Raw genomic sequence first — 21,592 nt, 5'->3', positions numbered from 1 at the left:
CAAGAACCGGGAAGGCGACGGTGATGGATTAATGATAGCAGATGGCGGCATGCCCCTCTCTTGTCCGCCCGTTCCTTCTCGTCGATGCAAGGTTACTGCGGGGAAGCCACATCCCGCGCCACTCTCAGGCGGCGGGCCGGGGCGTTTCCACCCCGCGGTGCGCGGAGGTCCATTCACGTCCATCCTCGCCCGCTCAAGGCGCGGGTCCGGGTGGCGGCATGGGGAGCCTCGTGAGCGGGGGATAGATGAGTTCCTCTCCGCCCCCGCGCCTTCCGTCCCGCCCGCGCCCGCCCACCTCTTCCCCGCGCACCTCCCTTTCCTCCCTCAATTCAAGGAAGGTCATGGTCCACAGGGAGGACTTGAAGCACTGTACCAGCGTTTGCCCCGGCAGGAGCAGCGCCGCCAGGACAAGGTAGGCGGCGGCCCTGGGGATCCAGCGCGGGGCTTCCACGGACACCGCGCGGAGCAACTGCGTGAACGCCCAGGGGAGCAGCGCGGCGAGGAGCCATGCCGGAACGATGAAGGCCACGTCCACCGCCAGGGCCTGGAACCACGCGACGCAACACCTGGCGGCGTTGGCGCGAAACAGCTCCCAGCCCTCCCTCCACGCCACCGGCGAGGGCTTATCTCCGAGAACCGCCGCCCGTCCCGCGAGGAGGACGGCTATCCCCAGCGGCATGTAAACCAGCGCCAGCAGCGCGAGCCATGAGAGGAACGCCAGGAGATACGGCAGGAAGAGGCGCAGGTGCGGGTCCCACTTCTCCCAGAGGAAGACGAAGGGAAAGGTCACGTAGATGACCGCCACGCGCAGGGCGTCCCACGGCAGGAGGACGGCGCTCAACGAGAGGTACCTCTTTCGGTATCTGGCATAATTTACCATGATGGAAGCGCTCTCACCCTTCGCCGCACTCGCCGCCTGCCCTATGAGGACCAGCTCGCCCGCATACCCCCATGCCCTCAGCAAAGCGAAGACGGCCAGGGCCACGAGCGCCATCACCACGATGTCCGCGATGCCCCTGCCGCCCCCTCCCCGCACCCGGTTCGCCGCCACCTCCCCGGCCCTGTAGGGACCCCAGTCGAAGATGATGCGCCAACAGTCGGCGAACCCCACGGCGACCAGGAGCCCCGCCGGCCACAGGCGCCGCTCATGAAGCGCCAGCCGCAGCGCCTCCCGAAAAACGTCCCCCGCTCCCTTTTCCAAGGATTACCTCCCGGTCCTTGATGGCGGACGTAGGATTTATCGTCATGGACGGGCCGTGGGTAAACGGGCGCGGGTTCACATTGCGCTCAGCCCTCCAGGAAAAGGCCCGTGGGAGCATCAATGACAGCCGCTGCGTGCGCGGAAAGAGACACACGGAGGCGATGCAGTAAGGTCTCAGCAGGCGCTTTTGGACAGGGGTTTGACCGAAATCAACAATTCACTTACCCTTAAACAAGGGGAATATGTTAACGGGTAGATAACATTCCCCGCTCTCCGCATCGAGGGGATGACGGGAGCCAGGGAGTGAGGCTGCGAGAAGGAGGCGGTGAGAGAGGATGGCGCAGGAGCAACGTGACACGCTGGACGCATCCATGCTGGTCCCCGAGCCGGAGGAGAACTTCTTCCTCCCGCAGGACGTCATCGACCACATGGAGCGCATCAACGAACTCTCCAAGAAACACCCGGTCAACGTGCTGGTGGCCGGCAAGCAGGGTTGCGGGAAGTCCACCCTGGTGAGGCAGTTCGCGGCCCGCAACAGGAGGCCGCTGGCCACCTTCCAGGTGGGCATCCTCTCCGAGCCGGGGCAGCTCTTCGGGGACATGCGGCTCAAGGAGGGGGAGACCTACTACCAGCAGTTCCTCTTCCCCCAGGCCATCCAGACCCCCCGCTGCGTGATACACCTGGAGGAGATCAACCGCCCGGAGCACCCCAAGGCCCTGAACATGCTCTTCTCCGTGCTCGCCGAGGACAGGCGGGTGTGGACGGACGAGCTCGGGCTGATCAAGGTCGCCCCCGAGGTGGTCTTCTTCGCCACACTCAACGAGGGCGAGGAGTTCATCGGCGTGGAGATGCTGGACGCCGCCCTGCGGGACAGGTTCTACGTGACGCTCATGGATTACCTCCCCCCCGACGTGGAGTTGGAGGTGCTCAAGCGCAAGACGGGCGTAGACGAGGAGCAGGCGCAGACCATCGTCAACGTGGCCAACCAGTTGCGCAGCAATTCGCAGGAGCCGGTGATGGTCTCCACCCGCCACACCCTGATGATCGCGGAGCTGGTGGCCATAGGGGCGTCGGTCAGGGAGGCCTTCATCTACAGCCTCCAGGTGAGCAGGGACATCCTGGAATCCACCCTCCTCTCCATGCACCTGGAGATGGGGCTGACCAGGAGCGACGATGGCCGAGTCTATAAACCCTACTGAGCGTGACGCGAACGCCGGGGGGTTCGCCGAGGAGGAGAGCCTCTCCGAGTTCTGGCGGGTCAACGTCTCCCACCTCGAGGCCACCGAGCTGGCCAACCTCCTGCGCGCCCTGCGCAAGGTGGCGGGAAGCCTGGGGCGGAACGTGGGCGACGTCATCTATGCCGGCATGTCCATGTCGCCCGGGGCGATAGTCATAGACCCCGAGCCCATCCTCGGCAGGTATCCCGTCAATCCCAGGCAGGTGGACCGCTTGGTGGGCGTGGTGGTCCACGAGGCGCTGCACCGCACGGAGTGGAGCGACCTGGTGTGGCGGGGCGTGAAGCACGTGAGGCCGGACCTGAGCCCGCGCCAGAAAGTCGTCCTCAGCAAGATCATCCAGGTGGGCGAGGACATCTACGTCGATTCCGTCTCCGAGCGTTCGATACTCGGCCTCTACACCCGCAAGGCCAGGAGGACGGCCATGCGCATGATGGAGCTCGGGCTGCGCGCCGGCGAAGTCTCCGTGGACAAGCTGCTCCACCTCTGGTGGTCCTGGGCATGGGGACAGGATATATCCGAAGCCGACCTCATCTGCTACGGTGATGCGCTCGCCGTCCTGCAGGGGATCACCCCGGAGCTTAGGGCGGTCATGGACAGCGGAAAGGGGGTGGTTGAGCGCTGCGACCTGCGCCGGGAGATCTACATACGGGCCCTGGAGGGCATCAGGGACACCGTCGCCTCCTGGAAGATCGTGGATAAGATGGTCCCCTGGAGCCTGTTGAGCGACGAGCCGCTCAGCGAGGAGAGGGCGGGCGGCGGCGGGGGAACCCGGCTCGACCCCACCACCTTCATGGAGATAGAGGCGAAGATGGCCGAGAGTTCCGGCGACCTGACCTCCGTGATCAGGTCCGTCGTCGACGATCCGGAGCAGGAGATCCTCCCCACCCGCATATGGAACTTCTACATGCCGGCGCTCAGCGTGGTGGACCGCCACCAGGCGACGCGCCTCAAGACCATCATGCAGTGCTACGCGGACAGGAAGGTGCTCATAAGCCGCGGGCTTTCCAGCGGCAAGGTGGACAGGAAGCGCCTTTACCGCGCGCCCATCAACGGGGCGTGCTTCCTCGACAAGCAGAAGATACCGGACGCGAGCTGGAGCATCTGCCTGCTCATCGACGCCTCGGGGTCCATGGGGAGGGGGAACAGCTGGAGGCTCGTCGAGTCGACCGTCGCCACCCTGCACGAGGCGCTCAGGGGATCCACCACCCGCCTGCAGGTTTGGGCGTATTACGAGTCGCACCACGTCTGCGTGCTCACCAGCCTGCTCAGGGGGGACGAGTTGATGTCCGTGTCCCCCACCGGCGAGACGCCTTCCGGGCAGGCGTTGATAGCCGCGGCTTACATGCTGCCCAAGGACAGGAAACGGAAGATGATAATCCACATCACCGACGGCGCGTCGAACGCGGGCTGCGACGTCCGCTACGGCATCGATTACTGCGACAAGCAGAACATCCGGCTCATAACCCTGGGCTGCGGCCTGGAGGACCGCCAGGCCATGCTGGAGCAGTACGGGAGGTCGGTGCAGTTCATAGACCACATCTCCCAGTTGCCCTCCGCCCTGGAGAAGCTCCTGAAGTGGGCCTTCGTCTACGGGTTCCGGGGCAAGCCGGGCCTTCCCAGGGGCCTGGAAAAGGTCCTCAACCCCGACTGACCGCCACGGCGCCCAAGACAGCGGTCACAAGCACGCGGGTAATGATACAGATTGTGCTCGGGGCTAACCTTGTGACCGGGGTTCGCTTTCCGCCCAGGAAACCCGAGCTTCGCCATGCCGCTACATCCCACCGCCGCCGTCATGGATTTTGGCCATTATCTCCTCAGCGAGCCCATGGAAGCGTCGCTTGTCAAGGGCAGGATAAAAATGAGCGACATTTTCCAATCACAACATACACTAACGTATAACATACCCAGAAGCGTGAAAATTCAGCTTATGACAAGTTGTCATGGTTGATACTCTATCTTTACTGCCGGTTCGTCGGTGACGAACTCCTCCCAGCTTTCATCGCCGCAAGACGAGGCCCTGAATGACTTGATTAAATTGTCTTTATCGGGTGAAGCCGATCGCTCAAGCACCCAAAGCCTTTTCCCTTTTGGGTACTCAAACTCGGACGATGCGAAATCCCGACGAAATTCCACCTTGTCGCTGTATACATGGATTATGGGCTCTGGCAAGGAATGGAATCTCCAGGGCGCATAGATGATCAACTCTCCGATCCCTAATCTCCCCTTTTCTCTTAATATGTAGTCGTTGCCTGCCCGGGTTCATAAACATGGTGGACACCCCCTATACTTGCTTTGTGTAGCAAACGAAGCAGAGCAAGGAGGTGTCCAAATGAAGGGTTCAGTTGGAACCACCACTAGTATCTACCACACCAGGCTTCCCCATCAATGGAGGTTGGAGAGAATGATGGGCGAGGTCCTCTCCAAGGAGGCCAGAAGGAGGCTGCGCTGGATAGAGCACTTTCACCACTGCGGAAATGCCAGGATGACCTGCCGCCGTGCCATGTTGCCATTCCGGCAGGTGCTTACCGTCATTCTTCCACTATCTCGCTGCTTCGCCCCTCGGCAGTAACGGTGTTGCGGAGGGTGCCCACGCCCTCGATGACCACCTCCACCACGTCACCGGGGAACATCTCCCCCACGCCGGGGGGCGTCCCGGTCATGATGACGTCCCCGGGATAGAGGGTCATGACGCGCGAGGTGAAGCTCAGGAGCTCCTGCGGCGTGAAGATCATGTTGGAGGCCGCCGAGGACTGGCGTACTTCTCCGTTGAGGCGCAGCTCCACCACCAGCTCCTGCACGTCCACTTCCGTCTCGATGAAGGGGCCCAGGGGGCAGAAGGTATCGATGCTCTTGCAGCGCGTCCACTGCCCGTCCTTGGCCTGCAGGTCGCGGGCGGTGACGTCGTTCCCGCAGGTGTAGCCGAGGATGCAGGAGGAGGCTTCCCGGGGTGAGACGTCGCGACATTCCTTCCCGCATACCAGCACCAGCTCCGCCTCGTAGTCCACGCGCCGGCTCATGGAAGGGTAGACTATCTCGCCCCCGTGGGCGAGCAGCGAGGAGGGGGGTTTCATGAAGAGCACCGGCTCGTCGGGGATGGGCATGCGCAGCTCCTCGGCATGGTCCCGGTAGTTGAGCCCCACGGCGATTATCTTCTGGGGATAGACGGGGGTGAGGAGCTCCACCTCCTCCAGGCGGCAGGTCCTTCCCTGCCTGCGTATCCCGGTGAAGGGGGTGCGCTCGATCTCGTGCAGGAGGCCGTCCTCCAGCACCCCGAAACGTATGTGCCCCTTGTGCCGGTACCTCGCGATCTTCATGGTAGATTATGGAATATTCAGGGCTGCGCCTTCTTGTGCAGGAGGCCGTACTCCACGGAGTCCACCAGGGCCTGCCAGGAGGCCTCGATGATGTTCTCGGAGACGCCGACGGTGCCCCAGGTCTTCTCCCCGTCGCCGCTCTCGATGAGCACGCGGGTAACCGCCGCGGTGGCCTTCTCCGGGTCGAGGATGATGACCTTGTAGTCGGAGAGGTCGATGTCTTCCAGCTCTGGATAAGCGCGCCCGATGGCCAGGCGCAACGCGTTGTCCAGCGCGTTCACCGGACCGTTCCCCTCCGCGGTGGCGATGATGCGCCTGCCGCGCACGTGCACCTTGATGGTGGCCTCGGTGACCACCTTGCCGTCCTCGCGCTTCTCCATGATCACCCGGAAGCTCTCCAGGCGGAAGAAGACGCGGTGCATGCCCAGGGCGCGGCGCATGAGCAGCTCCAGGGAGCCGTCGGCGGCCTCGAAGTGGTAGCCCCGGTGCTCCATCTCCTTGATCATGTCCAGGATCTCCTGCACCTTCTCGGGATGGCGGGAGAGGTCCACGCCCAGTTCCTTCCCCTTGATGATGATGGTGGACTTGCCGGAGAGCTCGGAGACCTCGATGCGCTGCATGTTGCCCACCAGCTCGGGGCGGATATGCTCGTACGTCTCGGGGTCCCTCGTCACCGCGCTCACGTGCATGCCTCCCTTGTGCGCGAAGGCCATCTGTCCCACGTAAGGCTGGTGCAGGTCCGGCTTGATGTTGGCGATCTCGCTCACGTAATGAGAGAGCTCCGTGAGGCCGGCGAGGGCCTGCGGAGAAACCGCCGGGATGCCCATCTTGAGCACCAGGGCCGGGATTATGGAGCACAGGTTCGCGTTGCCGCAGCGCTCCCCGTACCCGTTGATGGTCCCCTGCACCATGTCCGCCCCTTCCGCCACCGCCACCAGGCTGACCGCAACGGCGCACTCGCTGTCGTCGTGCGCGTGTATGCCCAGGGGCACGGGTATCTCTTCCCTGGCGCGGCGCATTATCTCCTGCACCTCCCAGGGCAGGGTCCCGCCGTTGGTGTCGCATAGGCAGACCCAGTCCGCGCCAGCTTCCACCGCCGCCTTCACCGTCTCCATGGCGTAGCGGGGGTTGTCCTTGTAGGCGTCGAAGAAGTGCTCGGCGTCGTAGACGACCTCGCGGCCGCGGCGCTTCATGTACTCCACGGAGTCTGCGATCATGAAGAGGTTCTCGTCCAGGCCGGTGCGCAGGGCGGTGCGCACGTGCAGTTCCCAGCTCTTGCCGACGATGCACACCGCCGGCGTCTCCGCGCGCAGCAGATCCTCCAGGTTGCGGTCCTTGTCCGCACCGATCATGGCCTTGCGGGTGGAGCCGAAAGCCACCGGGACGGCATGCCGCAGGTCCACCTCCTTAAGGCGCCGGAAGAGTTCCTCGTCCTTGGGGTTCGAGCCGGGAAAACCGCATTCCACGTAGTGCACGCCGAAGTCGTCGAGGCGCCGCAGGATCTTCAGCTTGTCCTCCACGGAGAGGGAAACCCCCTCCCTCTGCGCCCCGTCGCGCAGGGTGGTGTCGTAGATCTTGACGGACCTTTCCTCCATGATCACCACTCTTCTCTTCCGCTAATGCTCCCGTGCCGTTGCTTCCATATTATGGGAATAATGCAACTGACGTCCCGCGGGCGGGCACGGACGCTCGACCTACCGCGGCCGGCCTTTAATCCACGTAGTCCAGCCACTGCTCGTAGGCCTTCTCCTCGCCCCTCACGATGCGGAAGAACTTCTCCTGGATGCTGCGGGTGATCGGTCCGGGATCTCCCAGGGGCCGGTCGTCCACCTCGCGTATGGGCACCACCTCCGCCGCCGTCCCGGTGAAGAAGGCCTCGTCGGCGGTGTAGAGGTCCGTGCGCACCAGGTCTTTCTCGCGGCAGGGTATCTCCAGCTCCTCCGCGATGCGCATCACCGAGTCGCGCGTGATGCCCTCCAGGGCGCCCGAGGAGGTGGGAGGCGTGTAGAGGTACCCGTTCCTCACCACGAAGATGTTCTCCCCCGCCCCGTCGGCCACGTGCCCGTGCATGTTGAGGAGGATGGCCTCGTCGTACCCGGCCTCGGTCACCTCCATCTTGGCCAGGATGGAGTTCAGGTACTGCCCGGTGGCCTTGGCCGCGGTGGGGATGCTGTTGGCCTCGTTGCGGCGGAAGGAGGAGACCTTGGCGCGCACGCCGTTCCGGATGCCCTCCTCGCCCAGGTACGCGCCCCACGGCCAAACGGCTATGGCCACGTTGACCGGAGCCGCCAGGGGGTGCAGCCCCATCTCGCCGTAACCGCGGAAGGCGATGGGGCGGATGTAGCAGCTCTTGAGCCCGTTGGCCCGGATGACTACCCTCGTGGCCTCCATCAGCTCCTCCAGGGAGAAGGGTATGGGCATGCGGTAGATGGACGCCGAGCGGAAGAGCCTCCTCATGTGGTCGGCCAGGCGGAACACCGCCGCTCCCCGCGGCGTCTCGTAGGCCCTTATGCCCTCGAAGACACCCGACCCGTAATGCAGGGAATGGGAGAGCAGGTGCACGCGGGCCTCCGCCCAGTCCACAAGCTCGCCGTCCATCCAGATCTTTTCCACTTCCTGTATCGGCATCTATGACTCCTTCCGCCTCGCGTCCTGCTCCCGCCCTCACGCGGCCTCAGGCCTCACGGATGTATTTTACGACAAGATCACCCACTTCAGTAGTGGACTTGCCCATCCTGCCCGCGGATAGGGAGAGGAGGTCCCGGGAGCAGACGCGCATCACAGCCCGCTCCACGCGCTCCGCGGCCTCCCGCTCGCCCAGGTGGTCCAGCATCATCTGCACCGCGCAGATGGCCGCCAGGGGGTTGATGACGTTCTTTCCCGTGTACTTCGGCGCCGAGCCGCCTATGGGCTCGAACATGGAGGTGCCCTCGGGGTTGATGTTGCCCCCCGCGGCGATGCCCATACCCCCCTGGATCATGGCCCCCAGGTCGGTTATGATGTCACCGAACATGTTGTCCGTGACCACCACGTCGAACCACTCCGGGTTCTTCACGAACCACATGCAGATGGCGTCCACGTGGGCGTAATCCGTCTGGATGTCCGGGTACTCGGGGGCCACCTCGCGGAAGGCGCGCTCCCAGAGGTCCCAGGCGTAGGTGAGCACGTTGGTCTTGCCGCACAGGGTCAGCTTCCGTCCCTTGTTCCGCCGCTGACAGTACTCGAAGGCGAAGCGGATGCAGCGCTCCACGCCCTTGCGCGTGTTCACGCTCTCCTGCACCGCCACCTCGTCGGGCGTGCCCTTGCGCAGGAAACCTCCGGTGCCCGCGTAAAGCCCCTCCGTGTTCTCCCTCACCACCACGAAATCTATGTCCTCCGGGCCCTTGTCCTTGAGAGGGCAGTCCACGCCCGGGTAGAGCTTGACCGGGCGCAGGTTGATGTACTGGTCCAGCCCGAAGCGGATCTTGAGCAGGATGTCCTGCTCCAGGATGCCGGGCTTGACGTCGGGATGCCCTATGGCCCCCAGGAAGATGGCGTCATAGGTGCGCAGTTCCTCGAGTTCGTCGTCGGTGAGGGTGAGGCCCGTGTCCAGGTAACGCTGCCCACCGAAATCGAAATAGGTGTGCTGGAAATCGAAGCCGCTCGCCGCGGCCGCCGCCTCCAGCGCCTTCATGCCCTCGCGCACCACCTCCGGGCCCGTCCCGTCACCCGGTATCACCGCTATCCTGTACATCATCGCTCCTCGCTTCCTCGCATTCATCACCGTTCCCGCACGACCCGGCGCGGCTTCAGCGGCCCTCGCGTGCCTGCAGCCTCCTCCGCACGTATTCCACCAGCCCTCCCAGGGATATTATCTCGCGCATGAAATCCGGGAAGGGTTCGGCATGGAATACTTTACCAGTCGCCAGGTTCTCGATGGTCCCCGCCGCGAGGTCCACGCGCAGCTCGTCACCCGTGCCTATGTCCTCCACCGCCTGCGGGCATTCCAGGATGGGCAGGCCCACGTTTATGGCATTGCGGTAGAAGATCCGCGCGAAGGAGGAGGCGATGACGCAGGACACACCGCAGCCCTTGATGGCCAAGGGGGCGTGCTCGCGCGAGGACCCGGAGCCGAAGTTCTCCTCGGCCACGATGATGTCCCCGGGCCGCACGCGGCGCGCGAAGTCGGGGTCCAGGTCCTCAAGGCAGTGGGCCCCCAGCTCCTCCGCGGAGGTGGCCGTGAGGTAGCGCGCCGGGATGATCACGTCCGTGTCCACGTTCTTCCCGTAACGCCAGGCTCTCCCCGCAAGCACCATGCCGCCCGTCATGCCGCCACCTCCCCGGGGTGGGTTATCCTGCCCGTCACCGCGGAGGCGGCCGCCACCGCCGGCCCGCACAGGTAGACCTCGCTGCCGGTGTGGCCCATGCGCCCCACGAAATTGCGGTTGGTGGTGGAGAGGGCCCGCTCGCCCTCGGCCAGCACCCCCATGTGCCCCCCAAGGCAGGGCCCGCAGGTGGGCGTGCTCACCGCCGCCCCCGCCTCCAGGAACGCCTCCATCCAGCCACGCCGCACCATCTCCAGCAGCACGGCGCGCGAGCCGGGGAAGACGATGGCCCGCACGCGGGGATGCACGCGGCGGCCCGCCAGTATGCCCGCGGCTATCTCCATGTCCTCCAGCCTGCCGTTGGTGCACGAGCCGATGACCACCTGGTCTATCTCCACCCCCGACGCCTCGGAGACGGGCCTCACGTTGGAGGGCAGGTGGGGGAAGGCCACCTGCGGCTCCAGGTCGCTCACCTCTATGGTGATCTCTTCCACGTATGCGGCGTCCCCGTCGCTGGTGAACTCGCGGTAGGTCCGGCTTGCCCTGCCCTCCAGCCATGCTCTCGTCCTCGCGTCCACGTGGAAGACGCCGTTCTTGGCCCCCGCCTCCACCGCCATGTTGGCCATGGTGAAGCGGGAATCCATGGAGAGCTCCTCCACCACCGGCCCGCGGAACTCCATGGCGCGGTAACGGGCCCCGTCCACCCCTATCCTCCCGATGGTATGGAGGATGAGGTCCTTGCCGCCCACCCAGGGAGGGAGCTTCCCCTCGAACACGAAGAGCATGCTCTCCGGCACCCGCAGCCATATCTCCCCCAGCGCCATGGCCATGGCCAGGTCGCTGGAGCCCACGCCGGTGGAAAAAGCTCCCAGGGCGCCGTAGGTGCAGGTGTGGGAATCGGCTCCCACCACCAGCTCCCCGGGAAGCACCAGCCCTTCCTCGGGCAGCAGGACGTGCTCGATGCCCACCCTGCCGATCTCGTAGTAGTTCTCCAGTCCCTGCTCGCGCGCGAAATCCCGCATGAGGGCGCAGTTGCGCGCCGCCGCCATGTCGCGGGCGGGGGTGAAATGGTCCGGCACCATGACCACCCGGGCGGGATCGAACACCCTCTCGGCGCCCATGGCGCGGAAGGCCTCGATGGCCAGGGGAGCGGTGATGTCGTTGGCCAGGGCGAGGTCCACGCGCACGTTCACCAGCTCGCCCGGGCGTACCTCCTCCCGCCCCGCATGGTAGGCGAGGATCTTCTCGGTGATGGTCTGACCCATTGCGTCTCCCGAAAGAAGGTCATTGAGAGGAGCGCGCTTTCTTCTTAGCCCCGCCCGAGGTGCTCCTGGCCTTGCGGGCCAGCTTCTTCTTCTCCAGCAGGCCCTTCTGGATGCCGCGGTTGATGGCGTTGATGTAGGCGCGGGCGCTGGCCTCGATTATGTCTGGGCTCACGCCCCTGCCCACCACCTCGTGGCCGTCGATGTCCAGCTTGATGGTCACGTCGCCCATGGCGTCAAGGCCCTTGGTGATGGCCTGCACCTGGTAGGTGACCAGCTTGGCCTGGACCTTGGTGGCCTTGGCGATGGCCTTGCACACCGCGTCCACCTGGCCGTCTCCCGTGGCGGTGGCCTCGTATCCCCTGCCCTCGCGGGAGAGCTTCACGGCGGCGATGGGTATGGCCCCGGTGCCGGAGGATGACTGCATGTACTCCAGCTGGAAGAGCTCCTCCAGGGTGCGTATCTCGTCCAGGGCGATGGCCTCCAGGTCCTTCGCGGTTATCTCCTTCTTCTTGCTGGCCAGCTCCTTGAAGCGTATGAAGGCCCGCTCCAGCCCCTTGTCGTCAAGGTAGAACCCCATCTCCTCCAGCTTGGCCTTGAGGGCATGGCGGCCGGAATGCTTGCCCAGGTAGATCTCCGATTCCACAAGCCCCACGTCCTCGGGACGCATTATCTCGTAGGTCATGCGGTGCTTGAGCACGCCGTCCTGGTGGATTCCCGACTCGTGGGCGAAGGCGTTGTCGCCCACCACCGCCTTGTTGGGCTGCACCGGGTAGCCTGTGAGCATGGAGACCAGGCGCGAGGTCTGGTAGATCTCGCGCGTGTTGACGCCCGTGGTGAAGTCCACGAAGTCGCGGCGGGTGTTGATGACCATCACGATCTCCTCCAGGGAGGCGTTGCCCGCGCGCTCCCCCAGCCCGTTTACCGCGCACTCGATCTGGCGCGCACCCACCCTGGCCGCCGCAAGTGAGTTGGCCACCGCCAGCCCCAGGTCGTTGTGGCAATGCACGCTCACGACGACGTTCTCGATGCCGGGGACGTTGTTCATGACCCCCTTCACCAGCTCGGCGAACTCGTCGGGCAGCGCGTACCCCACCGTGTCGGGGATGTTGATCACCGTGGCGCCAGCCTTGATGGCGGCCGCGAAGACCTGGTAGAGGAACTTGGGGTCGCTGCGGCTGGCGTCCATGGCCGAGAACTCCACGTTCTCCGCGTACTTGCGGGCGTAGGCCACCGCGTCCCGCGCCATCTCCAGCACCTCGCGGGGGGACTTCTTCAACTGGTATTTCATGTGGTACTCGGATGTCGAGATGAAGGTGTGGATGAGGGGCCTCTCGGCGAACATGATGGCCTCCCATGCCCAGTCTATGTCGTTGCGGTCGGTGCGGGCCAGGGCGCAGATCACCGGTCCCTTTACCGTCTTCGCCACCGCCCTCACCGCCTCGAACTCGCTGGGGCTGGAGACGGGGAACCCGGCCTCGATGACATCCACCTCGAGGCGCGCGAGCTGCTCCGCGATCTCGACCTTTTCGCGCTGGTTAAGGCTTATCCCCGGTGCCTGCTCGCCGTCACGCAGGGTGGTGTCGAAGATGTAGATCCTCTCGGCCATTGGGTCATCCTCCCCGTTCTCTCACCATAGCTGTATGAACTTCCCTTCCTTCACCTTGGGCACGCGCCGGATCTCCTCCATCACCTCGTCCGGGATGGGGACGTCCACGTTGATCCCCATCACCGCCTCCCCTCCTATCTTCTTCCTTCCCACCTGCATGTGCGCGATGTTTATGTTGTGGTCCCCCAGTATGGTGCCGATCCTGCCGATCATGCCCGGCACGTCGGCGTAGCGGAAGAAGGCCATGTAGCGGGAGGGCCCGAGGTCGATGTCATACTCGTAGACGTGCACGAAGCGCTCCGTGTTGGAAAGACCTACCAGGGTACCCCCCACCGCCACCGCCTTCCTGTTGCGGCGGCCGCGCACCATGATGAGGTTCACGTAATCCCGCGTCTGTTCCGATTTCGTCTCCCGCACCGCGATACCCCTCTCCTTGGCGAAGAGGGGAGCGTTCACGTAATTCACGGGCTCGAAGACCACCTTCTCGAAGAAGCCCTTGAGCACGGCCACGGTGAGCACGCCCGTCTCGTGGTTGGCCAGCTCTCCCAGGTACTCGAGCTCGATGCCGTCCACGTGGCCCTCCACCAGGTGGGTTAGGAGCAAGCCAAGTTTTTCCGCCAGTGGCATGAACATGCGCACCGTGTCGTCCACCTCCGCAGGCACCTGCAGGTTGACCACATTGGGAACGAACTCGCCCTTGAGGGCAGCCGCCACCTGCTCCGCGATCATCACCCCGGCCCGGTCCTGCGCCTCCTGCGTGGAGGCCCCCAGGTGCGGGGTGGCGATGACGTTGGGGTGCTCGACGAGGGGGCACTCCGTGGCCGGTTCCTTCTCGAAGACGTCCAGCGCCGCTCCCGCCACCTTGCCCGACTCCAGCGCTCGCTGCAGGGCTTCCTCGTCGATGATGCCCCCACGGGCCACGTTGAGGATGCGCACCCCGTCCTTCATCTTCGCGAACTCCTCCTCGCCCAGGAGGTGGTAGGTCTCGGAGGTCTTGGGCAGGTGCACGGAGATGAAATCCGCCTCCCGCAGCACGTCGTCCAGCCTGGAGACGAGCTCAACGTTGATCTTGCGCGCCTTGTCCTCCGAGACGTAAGGGTCGTAGGCCAGAACGCGCATCCCGAAGGCCTGACAGCGCTGCGCCACCAGGGTGCCGATGCGCCCCAGCCCCACGATGCCCATGACCTTCTGGTAGAGCTCCACGCCCTCGAAACTCTTGCGGTCCCAGCGTTTCGCGCGCAGGGAGTTGACGGCCTCGGGGATGTTGCGGCAGAGCGCCAGCAGCAGGGCCATGGTCTGCTCCGCGGCCGAGATGACGTTGCTCTGGGGGGCGTTGATGACCATGATGCCCCGCTTGGTGGCCGCCTCCACGTCGATGTTGTCCACGCCCACGCCGGCCCTTCCGATCACCCTTAGCCTCTCCCCAGCCCGGATGACCTCTGCGTCAACCTTGGTGGCGCTGCGCACGATGAGCGCGTCGTAGTCGGCGATGCGACGGAGCAGCTCATCGCGGTCGATGTCCGTCAGGTAATCGACTTCGAAATCCCTGCGCAGGAACTCGATCCCGCTCTCCGCTATCCTCTCCCTGACCAGGATACGCGCCAAGCTTCCCTCCTTTCTCCGTTGCTCTCACCGCGCCTGCGGCCGGCCTTCCTCATCCACGCCATGTTTGCTTATCTTCGCCCGTCGTATCCCCGTTAACCCGTCATCCCGGGGTTTTCCGTGGTTGCTCCCGCCCTCACTCTCGTCGCGACTGGGCCTGCGGCGTCAATTCCAAGTATACCCGCTCCGCGGCGCCTACGCCCGCCCCCAGCTCGAGAGGGTGTCCCAGTTCCTTGAGGGTCAGCTCCAGCGCCGCGATGGCCACGGCCATGTCGAAGAAGTTGTAGTATCCCACGTGCCCGATGCGGAAGATCTTTCCCTTCAGGTGCTCCTGGCCGCCGGCGATGATCACCCCGTGCACCCGGTTCATGTGCCGTACGATGTCCCCGCCGCCTATCCCTTCCGGGGCCTTGACCGCCGTCACCGCGAAAGCGCGGTCGAGCACCTTGGGGAAGAGCTCCAGGCCCATGGCCTGCACCGCGGCGCGGGTGCACAGCGCCAGCACGCGGTGGCGTTCCCAGGCCGCCTCCAGGCCTTCCTCGAGCAGGATATCCACCGCCGCGGACATGGCCTTGACCAGGCTGACCGCCGGGGTGAAGGGCGTTTCCGGGGTGTCGGAACGGTACTTCTTGCGCGCCTTCTTGAAGGAGAAGTAGTAGGCCGGCGACTCCGCCTTTTCCACTAATTCCCAGGCCTTCTCGCTCACCGCCGCCGCCGCCAGCCCCGGGGGCGTCATGAGGGCCTTCTGGGATCCGGTCACCAGGACGTCGATGTTCCACGCGTCGGTGCGGAGCTCCAGGGCCCCCGCCCCGCTGATGGAGTCGACCACCAGGATGGCAGGCGTGTCTTTGACCACCTCACCGATGGTGCGCACGTCGTTGACGATGCCCGTCGAGGTCTCGCTGTGGGTGACGAAAACCCCTTTGATGTCGGGTTTATCGTGCAGCATGCGTGATATGACGTCGGGGTCGGCCGCCTCGTCCCAGGGATATTCGTAGTGCTCCACCGCTAGCCTGTATTCCTCGGCTATCTCGCCGAAGCGCTGCCCGAACTTGCCTCCCGCGGCCACCAGCACGCGGTCCCCCGGGCTGAAGCAGTTGGCAACCGCCGCCTCCATGGCCCCGGTCCCCGAGGCGGCGAAGGTGAGCACGTCGTTCTCGGTGAGCAACACCTTCTTCAGCCCCTCCACCATGCGCACGAAGAGCTCCATGTAGGCGGGGGTGCGGTGGTGGATGATGGGCTCCGCCTGCACCAGGCTCACCTCGGAGGGGATGGGGGTAGGCCCCGGGGTCATCAGGTATTCCTTGCGTATCATCTCCACCTCTCCTTATCTCCCTCCAGCGCGAGTGTGTGAGATCGCTTCGTCGCTTCCCTTCTCGCGATGGCGTTTTCCGTGAGATCGCTTCGTCGCTCCGCTCCTCGCGATGACGTCTTTGGCTCCGTTCCTCGTAATAATGACGTTTTTGGCTTCCCTCCTCGTAATAATGACGTCTTTGGCTTCCCTCCTCGTAATAATGACGTTTTTGGCTTCCCTCCTCGTAATAATGACGTTTTTGGCTCCGTTCCTCGTAATAATGACGTCTTTGGCTTCCCTCCTCGTAATAATGACGTCTTTGGCTCCGTTCCTCGTAATAATGACGTCTTTGGCTTCCCTCCTCGTAATAATGACGTTTTTGGCTTCCCTCCTCGCGATGACGTCCTTCCGCCCATCAACGATAAAAGACTCGTTGCCCGTTCGGTCGCCGTCATCGCGAGGAGGCGCGCAGGCGCCGACGCGGCAATCTCGCCCTTATCCTTTCCGCAGCCAGCTCATCATGGAGCGGAGCTCCTTTCCCACTTTCTCGATGAGATGCTCGGCGTCCCGGCGCTTCAGCGCGTTGTACGCCGGCCGCCCCGCCTGGTTCTCGAGGATCCATTCCCGCGCGAACTCCCCGCTCACCACCTCTTCCAGGATGCGCCGCATCTCCTTCCTGGTCTCCTCGTTTATGATCCTCCTGCCCCGGGTGAGGTCCCCGTACTCGGCGGTGTCGCTTACGGAATAGCGCATGTAGGAGATGCCGCCCTCGTAGATGAGGTCCACGATGAGCTTCAGCTCGTGCAGGCACTCGAAGTAGGCTATCTCCGGCTGGTATCCCGCCTCCACCAGGGTGTCGAAACCGGCGCGGATGAGCTCGGTGACGCCGCCGCAGAGCACGCACTGCTCGCCGAAGAGGTCCGTCTCCGTCTCCTCCCGGAAGGTGGTGCGGAGCACACCCGCCCGCGTGGACCCTATGCCCTTGGCGTAGGCCAGCCCGAGCGGCAGGGCATTTCCGGTATAGTCCTGGTGCACGGCCACCAGCGAGGGGACCCCGCTCCCCTGCTCGAACACGCGGCGCATCATGTGCCCCGGGCTCTTGGGGGCCACCATGACCACGTCCACGTAAGCGGGCGGCACGACCTGGTTGAAATGGATGTTGAAACCGTGGGCGAAGAAGAGCGCGTTCCCCTCCTTGAGCCCCGCCCTCACGCTTTTCTCGTAGACCTCGCGGTGGTCCTGGTCGGGGACCAGCATCATGACGATGTCGCCGGCCTCCGCCGCCTCCGCCACTCCCGCCACCTCCAGGCCCGCCTCGCGGGCGCGCTCCCGGGAAGGGCTTCCCTCCCTCAGGCCCACCACCACCTTCACGCCCGAGTCGTGCAGGTTGAGGGCGTGGGCGTGTCCCTGGCTTCCGAAGCCGATGACCGCCACCGTCTTGCCCTCCAGGAGAGAGAGGTCCGCATCGCCGTCGTAGTAGATCTCCGCCATTTTCTTCCTCCTCCGCTTCGCCTCAGGCTACTTTCCCCGCGGTAGGGCCACCTTTCCCGTGCGCACCAGCTCCCTTATGCCGTAGGCCTTCACCAGGTCCTCGAAGGCACTCAGCTTCTGGGCGCTCCCCGTGACCTCCACGATGATGCTCTCCCGGGAAACGTCAACGATATTCCCCCGGAAGATGTCCACGATCTCTATGACCTCGGAGCGGTTTTCCGAGGTGACCTTTATCTTGGCCAGCACCAGCTCCCGTGCCACCGACGTCTCGGGGTCGAGATCGCTTATCTCGATGACGTTCACCAGCTTGTGCAGCTGCTTGCGCACCTGCTCCAGAGAGTGCTCCGCCACGTCGACCACGATGGTCATGCGCGATATGTCCGGCCTCTCGGTGGTCCCCACCGCCAGGCTGTCGATGTTGAAACCGCGGCGGGCGAAGAGCTCCGCCACCCTCGCCAGCACCCCCGGCTTGTTCTCCACCAGCACCGACAAGGTGTGTTTCATCTCCCTACCTCCCCTCTCGAGGGACGGTCCCGCCGGCTCCCTTCCTCACAGGAAGGGCTCCTCGGCCTTCTCCGGGTGCACCTTCTCCACCGGGTAGAGCAGGTCACCGATCATGTCGTAGAGCGGCGCCCCCGGCGCCACCATGGGATAGACGTTCTCCTCCGGCTCCACCCAGAAATCGATGAGCACTGGGCAGGGGGCCTTGATGGCCTCCCTGATGGCCGCGTCCACCTCTTCCGGCTCCTTGACCCTGATCCCCTTGGCCCCGTAGGCCTCGGCCAGGGCCACGAAATCGGGGGTGCGCTCCCGCTCCAGGCACGAGCAGGAGTACTTGCGGTTGTAGAAGAGCTGCTGCCACTGCCGCACCATGCCCAGGTAACCGTTGTTGAGGATGGCGACCTTGATGGGGGTCCCCTCCAGCACCGCCGTCGCCAGTTCCTGGATGGTCATCTGCACGCTGCCGTCGCCCGCGATGTCGAAGACGAGGTCCCTGGGGCTGCCCAGCTGGGCACCGATGGCGGCGGGCAGCCCGTAGCCCATGGTCCCCAGCCCGCCCGAGGAGATGAAGCGGCGCGGCTTCTCCATGGGATAGTACTGGGCGGCCCACATCTGGTTCTGTCCCACCTCGGTGCAGATGATGGCGTCCCCCTTGGTGAGGGCATATATCCTCTCCACCACGTACTGCGGTTTCAGCCCGTTGTCCCTGTCGTAGGCCAGGGGATATTTCTCCTTCCACTCCTTGATGACGGCGTTCCACTGAGAACGGTCCGCGGGCTTTGTCTCCGCGCGTATCTCCGCTATGGCGGCATTGAGCTCCTTCAGCACCTGCCGGGCATCTCCCACGATGGGGATGTGCGCCCGCACGTTCTTGCTGATCTCCGCCGGGTCGATATCGATGTGGATGACCTTGGCCCTGGGCGCGAACTCCGAGAGCTTGCCGGTGATGCGGTCGTCGAAGCGCGCGCCCACGGCGATGATGAGGTCCGTCTCGCACATGGCGTAATTCGCGCAGCGGGTCCCGTGCATACCCAGCATCCCCAGGGAGAGGGGATGGGACTCGGGGAAGGCTCCCTTACCCATGAGGGTATGGGTCACGTGGATGCCGTTCTCCACCGCCAGCTTCTTCAGCTCCCCAGCGGCGCCGGACGTTATGACGCCTCCCCCCACGTAGAGAACGGGGCTGCGCGCCTCGAGGATGCTCCTCGCGGCCATGCGTATCTGCTTCTTGTGGCCCTTGTAGGTCGGCTTGTAGCCCGGCAGGACGGGGTGGTCCCGGCGGCGGTAATCGAGCTCGCCCCGCGCCACGTCCACCGGGAGGTCGATGAGCACCGGCCCGGGGCGGCCCGTGCGGGCGATGTAGAAGGCTTCCTGCACCACGTCGGGGATGTCGGCGGGGTCCTTCACCAGGTAGTTATGCTTGACGATGGGCAGGGTGATACCCGTGGTGTCCGCCTCCTGGAAGGCGTCCGTGCCGATGAGGTTGGTGGCCACCTGCCCCGTTATGGCCACCAGGGGCACGGAATCCATGTAGGCGTTGGCGATGCCGGTGACCAGGTTGGTCGCCCCCGGGCCGGAGGTGGCCATGCACACCCCCACCTTGCCGGTTACCCTGGCGTAGCCGTCCGCGGCATGGGCCGCCCCCTGCTCGTGCCGGGTGAGCACCTTGCGTATCTTGGACTCGTAGAGTGCGTCGAAGACCGGGAGGAGCACCCCGCCTGGGATGCCGAAGACGATCTCCACGCCCTCCTCCTCGAGGGATCGCACCAGGGCCCTGGCTCCGGTCATTCTCAAGTCGGTCACCGTCCTTCTGCCTAGATCCTCCGCCCCCGACCCACGGATAGCCCGCAAGGCGGGGCGCGCTTCGTCCTTTCCCTTCCCGTGCCGCTCTTTCAGGCCTATCGCCCCTGCAGGCATAGGGCCTTTGCAGGAGCCGCGCCCCGTGGCCCACCGCGCCATCACCGCGTGCCACGGGGCTCCATGCGCGACAGGGAGCGCGGGCGCTTCCGCCCGCCACCCCTCAATCGCGCAACCTCACCGCGCCGCGGCTGGCGCTGGATACCCGCCGCGCGTATTCCGCCAGGTATCCCGACTTCACGCGCGGCTGCGGGGCCCTCCACGCACGCCTGCGCTCCTCGAGCACCTTATCGTCCACCTCCAGGCGTATGCTGCGGCCCGGGACATCCAGCTCGATCATGTCACCCTCCTGCACCAGGGCGATGGGGCCGCCCTGGGCGGCCTCCGGGGAGACGTGTCCCACGGCCGCCCCCCGCGTGCCGCCGGAGAAGCGCCCGTCGGTTATGAGCACCACCTTCTCCGCCATCCCCATGCCCGCGATGGTGGCGGTGGGGTTGAGCATCTCGCGCATGCCCGGACCCCCCCGCGGCCCCTCGTAGCGCACCACGATGACGTCTCCCTCGCGGATCTTCCCTCCCGTCATGGCCGCCACCGCATCCTCCTCGGAGTCGAAGACCCGCGCCGGCCCGCGGTGGCGCAGCAGGTTCTCCGGCACCGCCGCATGCTTGACCACCGCGCCCTCGGGCGCCAGGTTGCCCCAGAGCACGGCCAGCCCCCCGGTGGGCATGTAGGGGTCCTCCACCGGCCGCAGGACCTCGGGGTTCAGCGTGCCTCTGCCCTCGATGACGTCGCCCAGGCGGTCCGCCCCAACGCAGGGCACCTCGGGGTCCACCAGCCCCCGCTTCAGCAACTCGCCCATCACCGCGGGGATGCCTCCCGCCTCGTCGAGGTCCTGCATGAAATGGCGCGCTCCCCCGGCGGGACTGATGCGCGCCAGGTTGGGGGTGGCGTCACAGACCTCCTGTATCTCCCGCAGGTCCATCTCTATCCCGGCCTCGTAGGCCAGGGCCAGCAGGTGGAGTATGGTGTTGGACGACCCTCCTATGGCCATGTCCACCGCCAGCGCGTTGCGCAGGGAAGACCTGGTAACGATATCCAGGGGACGGCGCCCCTTGCGCAGCATCTCCATGACCGCCAGGCCCGCCTGCTTGGCCAGGCGCAGCCTGCGGGCATAGGGTGCGGGCACGGTGCCGTTGCCCGGCAGGCCCAGGCCCACGGCCTCGGTCAGGCAGTTCATGGAATTGGCCGTGAAGAGCCCGGCGCAGCTCCCGCAACCCGGGCAGGCCTCCTCCTCGAGCTCCGCCAGCTCGGCGGGTTCCATGCGTCCCCCCTCCACCGCACCCTGCGCCTCCATCACCGTGATGAAGTCGACGTTCCTCCCGCGGTGCCTCCCCGCCAGCATGGGCCCGCCGCTCACCACCACGGTGGGAAGGTTGAGACGGGCCGCGGCCATGAGCATGCCCGGCACGATCTTGTCGCAGTTGGGAATCATTACCAGGGCATCGAAGGCGTGCGCCTGCACCATGAGCTCGATGCTGTCGGCGATCACCTCCCGCGAGGGCAACGAGTAGCGCATGCCGGCGTGGCCCATGGCGATACCGTCGCAGATCCCTATGACCCCGAACTGCATGGGGGTCCCGCCCCCCATGCGTACGCCGGCCTTCACCGCCTCCGCCACCTGCTGCAGGTGCACGTGCCCGGGCACCACCTCGTTCACGGCGCAGGCGATGCCCACCCAGGGCTGCTCGATCTCGCGGTCGATGAAACCGTCCGCCTTCAGCAGCGTCCGGTGGGGTGCCCTGGAAGTGCCGGTCTTTACGGCCTTGCTCCTGAATTCCATGGTTTCCCTCCGGGAAGGATGACGGATATTTCGGAACGCCGCTCCAAAGCGGTTATTGTTAGTATTATTTAGATAATAA

General features: G+C 65.1%; 17 protein-coding genes. 3 read left to right on the top strand and 14 right to left on the bottom strand.

Going from position 1 to position 21,592, the window contains the following annotated elements:
- Window positions 1-193: 193 nt before the first annotated feature.
- Window positions 194-1,201, bottom strand: coding sequence for a hypothetical protein (locus H5T73_01820; GenBank protein MBC7246503.1), 1,008 nt, complete (start codon window positions 1,199-1,201; stop codon window positions 194-196).
- 335 nt (window positions 1,202-1,536) lie between these two features.
- Between H5T73_01820 and H5T73_01815 the strand changes: the two genes are divergently transcribed.
- The 3 genes from H5T73_01815 (at window position 1,537) to H5T73_01805 (ending at window position 5,008) form a co-directional block, all read left to right on the top strand.
- Complete coding sequence (locus tag H5T73_01815) at window positions 1,537-2,400, top strand: AAA family ATPase (protein ID MBC7246502.1); 864 nt, start codon at window positions 1,537-1,539, stop codon at window positions 2,398-2,400.
- Entirely contained in the window at window positions 2,375-4,090 is a 1,716-nt protein-coding gene (locus H5T73_01810) for a VWA domain-containing protein (protein ID MBC7246501.1), read from the top strand. The genes H5T73_01815 and H5T73_01810 overlap by 26 nt, the downstream gene beginning before the upstream one ends.
- Window positions 4,091-4,768: 678 nt before the next feature.
- Window positions 4,769-5,008: a hypothetical protein gene (locus H5T73_01805; GenBank protein MBC7246500.1), complete on the top strand. Its 240-nt coding sequence runs from the start codon at window positions 4,769-4,771 to the stop codon at window positions 5,006-5,008.
- Here the strand turns inward: H5T73_01805 and H5T73_01800 are convergent.
- The 13 genes from H5T73_01800 to ilvD form a co-directional block, all read right to left on the bottom strand.
- A complete protein-coding gene (locus H5T73_01800; GenBank protein MBC7246499.1) occupies window positions 4,968-5,753 on the bottom strand; it encodes a fumarylacetoacetate hydrolase family protein in 786 nt (261 codons plus the stop codon). The genes H5T73_01805 and H5T73_01800 overlap by 41 nt on opposite strands.
- 17 nt (window positions 5,754-5,770) lie before the next feature.
- A complete protein-coding gene (locus H5T73_01795) occupies window positions 5,771-7,348 on the bottom strand; it encodes a citramalate synthase (protein ID MBC7246498.1) in 1,578 nt (525 codons plus the stop codon).
- A gap of 115 nt (window positions 7,349-7,463) precedes the next feature.
- Window positions 7,464-8,381: a branched-chain amino acid transaminase gene (locus H5T73_01790; protein MBC7246497.1), complete on the bottom strand. Its 918-nt coding sequence runs from the start codon at window positions 8,379-8,381 to the stop codon at window positions 7,464-7,466.
- A gap of 46 nt (window positions 8,382-8,427) precedes the next feature.
- Complete coding sequence (locus H5T73_01785; GenBank protein MBC7246496.1) at window positions 8,428-9,489, bottom strand: 3-isopropylmalate dehydrogenase; 1,062 nt, start codon at window positions 9,487-9,489, stop codon at window positions 8,428-8,430.
- Window positions 9,490-9,541: 52 nt separating this feature from the next.
- On the bottom strand, window positions 9,542-10,048 hold the full coding sequence (locus H5T73_01780) for a 3-isopropylmalate dehydratase small subunit (GenBank protein ID MBC7246495.1): 507 nt from the start codon (window positions 10,046-10,048) through the stop codon (window positions 9,542-9,544).
- Between the two features lie 8 nt (window positions 10,049-10,056).
- Window positions 10,057-11,322, bottom strand: a complete 1,266-nt coding sequence (leuC, locus tag H5T73_01775) for a 3-isopropylmalate dehydratase large subunit (GenBank protein ID MBC7246494.1) — start codon at window positions 11,320-11,322, stop codon at window positions 10,057-10,059.
- A gap of 19 nt (window positions 11,323-11,341) precedes the next feature.
- A complete protein-coding gene (locus tag H5T73_01770; GenBank protein ID MBC7246493.1) occupies window positions 11,342-12,928 on the bottom strand; it encodes a 2-isopropylmalate synthase in 1,587 nt (528 codons plus the stop codon).
- Window positions 12,929-12,949: 21 nt separating this feature from the next.
- Entirely contained in the window at window positions 12,950-14,533 is a 1,584-nt protein-coding gene (locus H5T73_01765; GenBank protein ID MBC7246492.1) for a phosphoglycerate dehydrogenase, read from the bottom strand.
- A gap of 133 nt (window positions 14,534-14,666) precedes the next feature.
- Window positions 14,667-15,845, bottom strand: a complete 1,179-nt coding sequence (locus tag H5T73_01760; GenBank protein MBC7246491.1) for an alanine--glyoxylate aminotransferase family protein — start codon at window positions 15,843-15,845, stop codon at window positions 14,667-14,669.
- A 474-nt stretch (window positions 15,846-16,319) separates the two neighbouring features.
- Window positions 16,320-17,315: a ketol-acid reductoisomerase gene (ilvC, locus tag H5T73_01755; protein MBC7246490.1), complete on the bottom strand. Its 996-nt coding sequence runs from the start codon at window positions 17,313-17,315 to the stop codon at window positions 16,320-16,322.
- A gap of 27 nt (window positions 17,316-17,342) precedes the next feature.
- Window positions 17,343-17,819: an acetolactate synthase small subunit gene (ilvN, locus tag H5T73_01750; protein MBC7246489.1), complete on the bottom strand. Its 477-nt coding sequence runs from the start codon at window positions 17,817-17,819 to the stop codon at window positions 17,343-17,345.
- 45 nt (window positions 17,820-17,864) lie between these two features.
- Window positions 17,865-19,604 (bottom strand): biosynthetic-type acetolactate synthase large subunit, encoded by a 1,740-nt coding sequence (gene ilvB, locus H5T73_01745; protein ID MBC7246488.1) that lies wholly within the window; start codon window positions 19,602-19,604, stop codon window positions 17,865-17,867.
- A 232-nt stretch (window positions 19,605-19,836) separates the two neighbouring features.
- Entirely contained in the window at window positions 19,837-21,513 is a 1,677-nt protein-coding gene (gene ilvD, locus H5T73_01740) for a dihydroxy-acid dehydratase (GenBank protein ID MBC7246487.1), read from the bottom strand.
- Window positions 21,514-21,592: the final 79 nt, after the last annotated feature.

This window comes from Actinomycetota bacterium (genome assembly GCA_014360655.1).
Taxonomy (GTDB): Bacteria; Actinomycetota; Geothermincolia; order Geothermincolales; family RBG-13-55-18; genus JACIXC01.
Note: the sequence above shows the minus strand (reverse complement) of the source record. Positions and strands in the feature narration are given on the sequence as shown.

What these genes read in the sequence shown, in the direction of transcription:
- H5T73_01815 (MBC7246502.1), top strand. Translation starts at nt 1,537, where the DNA reads ATGGCGCAGGAGCAACGTGACACGCTGGACGCATCCATGCTGGTCCCC.
- H5T73_01810 (MBC7246501.1), top strand. Translation starts at nt 2,375, where the DNA reads ATGGCCGAGTCTATAAACCCTACTGAGCGTGACGCGAACGCCGGGGGG.
- H5T73_01805 (MBC7246500.1), top strand. Translation starts at nt 4,769, where the DNA reads ATGAAGGGTTCAGTTGGAACCACCACTAGTATCTACCACACCAGGCTT.
- H5T73_01800 (MBC7246499.1), bottom strand. Translation starts at nt 5,753, where the DNA reads ATGAAGATCGCGAGGTACCGGCACAAGGGGCACATACGTTTCGGGGTG.
- H5T73_01795 (MBC7246498.1), bottom strand. Translation starts at nt 7,348, where the DNA reads ATGGAGGAAAGGTCCGTCAAGATCTACGACACCACCCTGCGCGACGGG.
- H5T73_01790 (MBC7246497.1), bottom strand. Translation starts at nt 8,381, where the DNA reads ATGCCGATACAGGAAGTGGAAAAGATCTGGATGGACGGCGAGCTTGTG.
- H5T73_01785 (MBC7246496.1), bottom strand. Translation starts at nt 9,489, where the DNA reads ATGATGTACAGGATAGCGGTGATACCGGGTGACGGGACGGGCCCGGAG.
- H5T73_01780 (MBC7246495.1), bottom strand. Translation starts at nt 10,048, where the DNA reads ATGGTGCTTGCGGGGAGAGCCTGGCGTTACGGGAAGAACGTGGACACG.
- leuC (MBC7246494.1), bottom strand. Translation starts at nt 11,322, where the DNA reads ATGGGTCAGACCATCACCGAGAAGATCCTCGCCTACCATGCGGGGCGG.
- H5T73_01770 (MBC7246493.1), bottom strand. Translation starts at nt 12,928, where the DNA reads ATGGCCGAGAGGATCTACATCTTCGACACCACCCTGCGTGACGGCGAG.
- H5T73_01760 (MBC7246491.1), bottom strand. Translation starts at nt 15,845, where the DNA reads ATGATACGCAAGGAATACCTGATGACCCCGGGGCCTACCCCCATCCCC.
- ilvC (MBC7246490.1), bottom strand. Translation starts at nt 17,315, where the DNA reads ATGGCGGAGATCTACTACGACGGCGATGCGGACCTCTCTCTCCTGGAG.
- ilvN (MBC7246489.1), bottom strand. Translation starts at nt 17,819, where the DNA reads ATGAAACACACCTTGTCGGTGCTGGTGGAGAACAAGCCGGGGGTGCTG.
- ilvB (MBC7246488.1), bottom strand. Translation starts at nt 19,604, where the DNA reads ATGACCGGAGCCAGGGCCCTGGTGCGATCCCTCGAGGAGGAGGGCGTG.
- ilvD (MBC7246487.1), bottom strand. Translation starts at nt 21,513, where the DNA reads ATGGAATTCAGGAGCAAGGCCGTAAAGACCGGCACTTCCAGGGCACCC.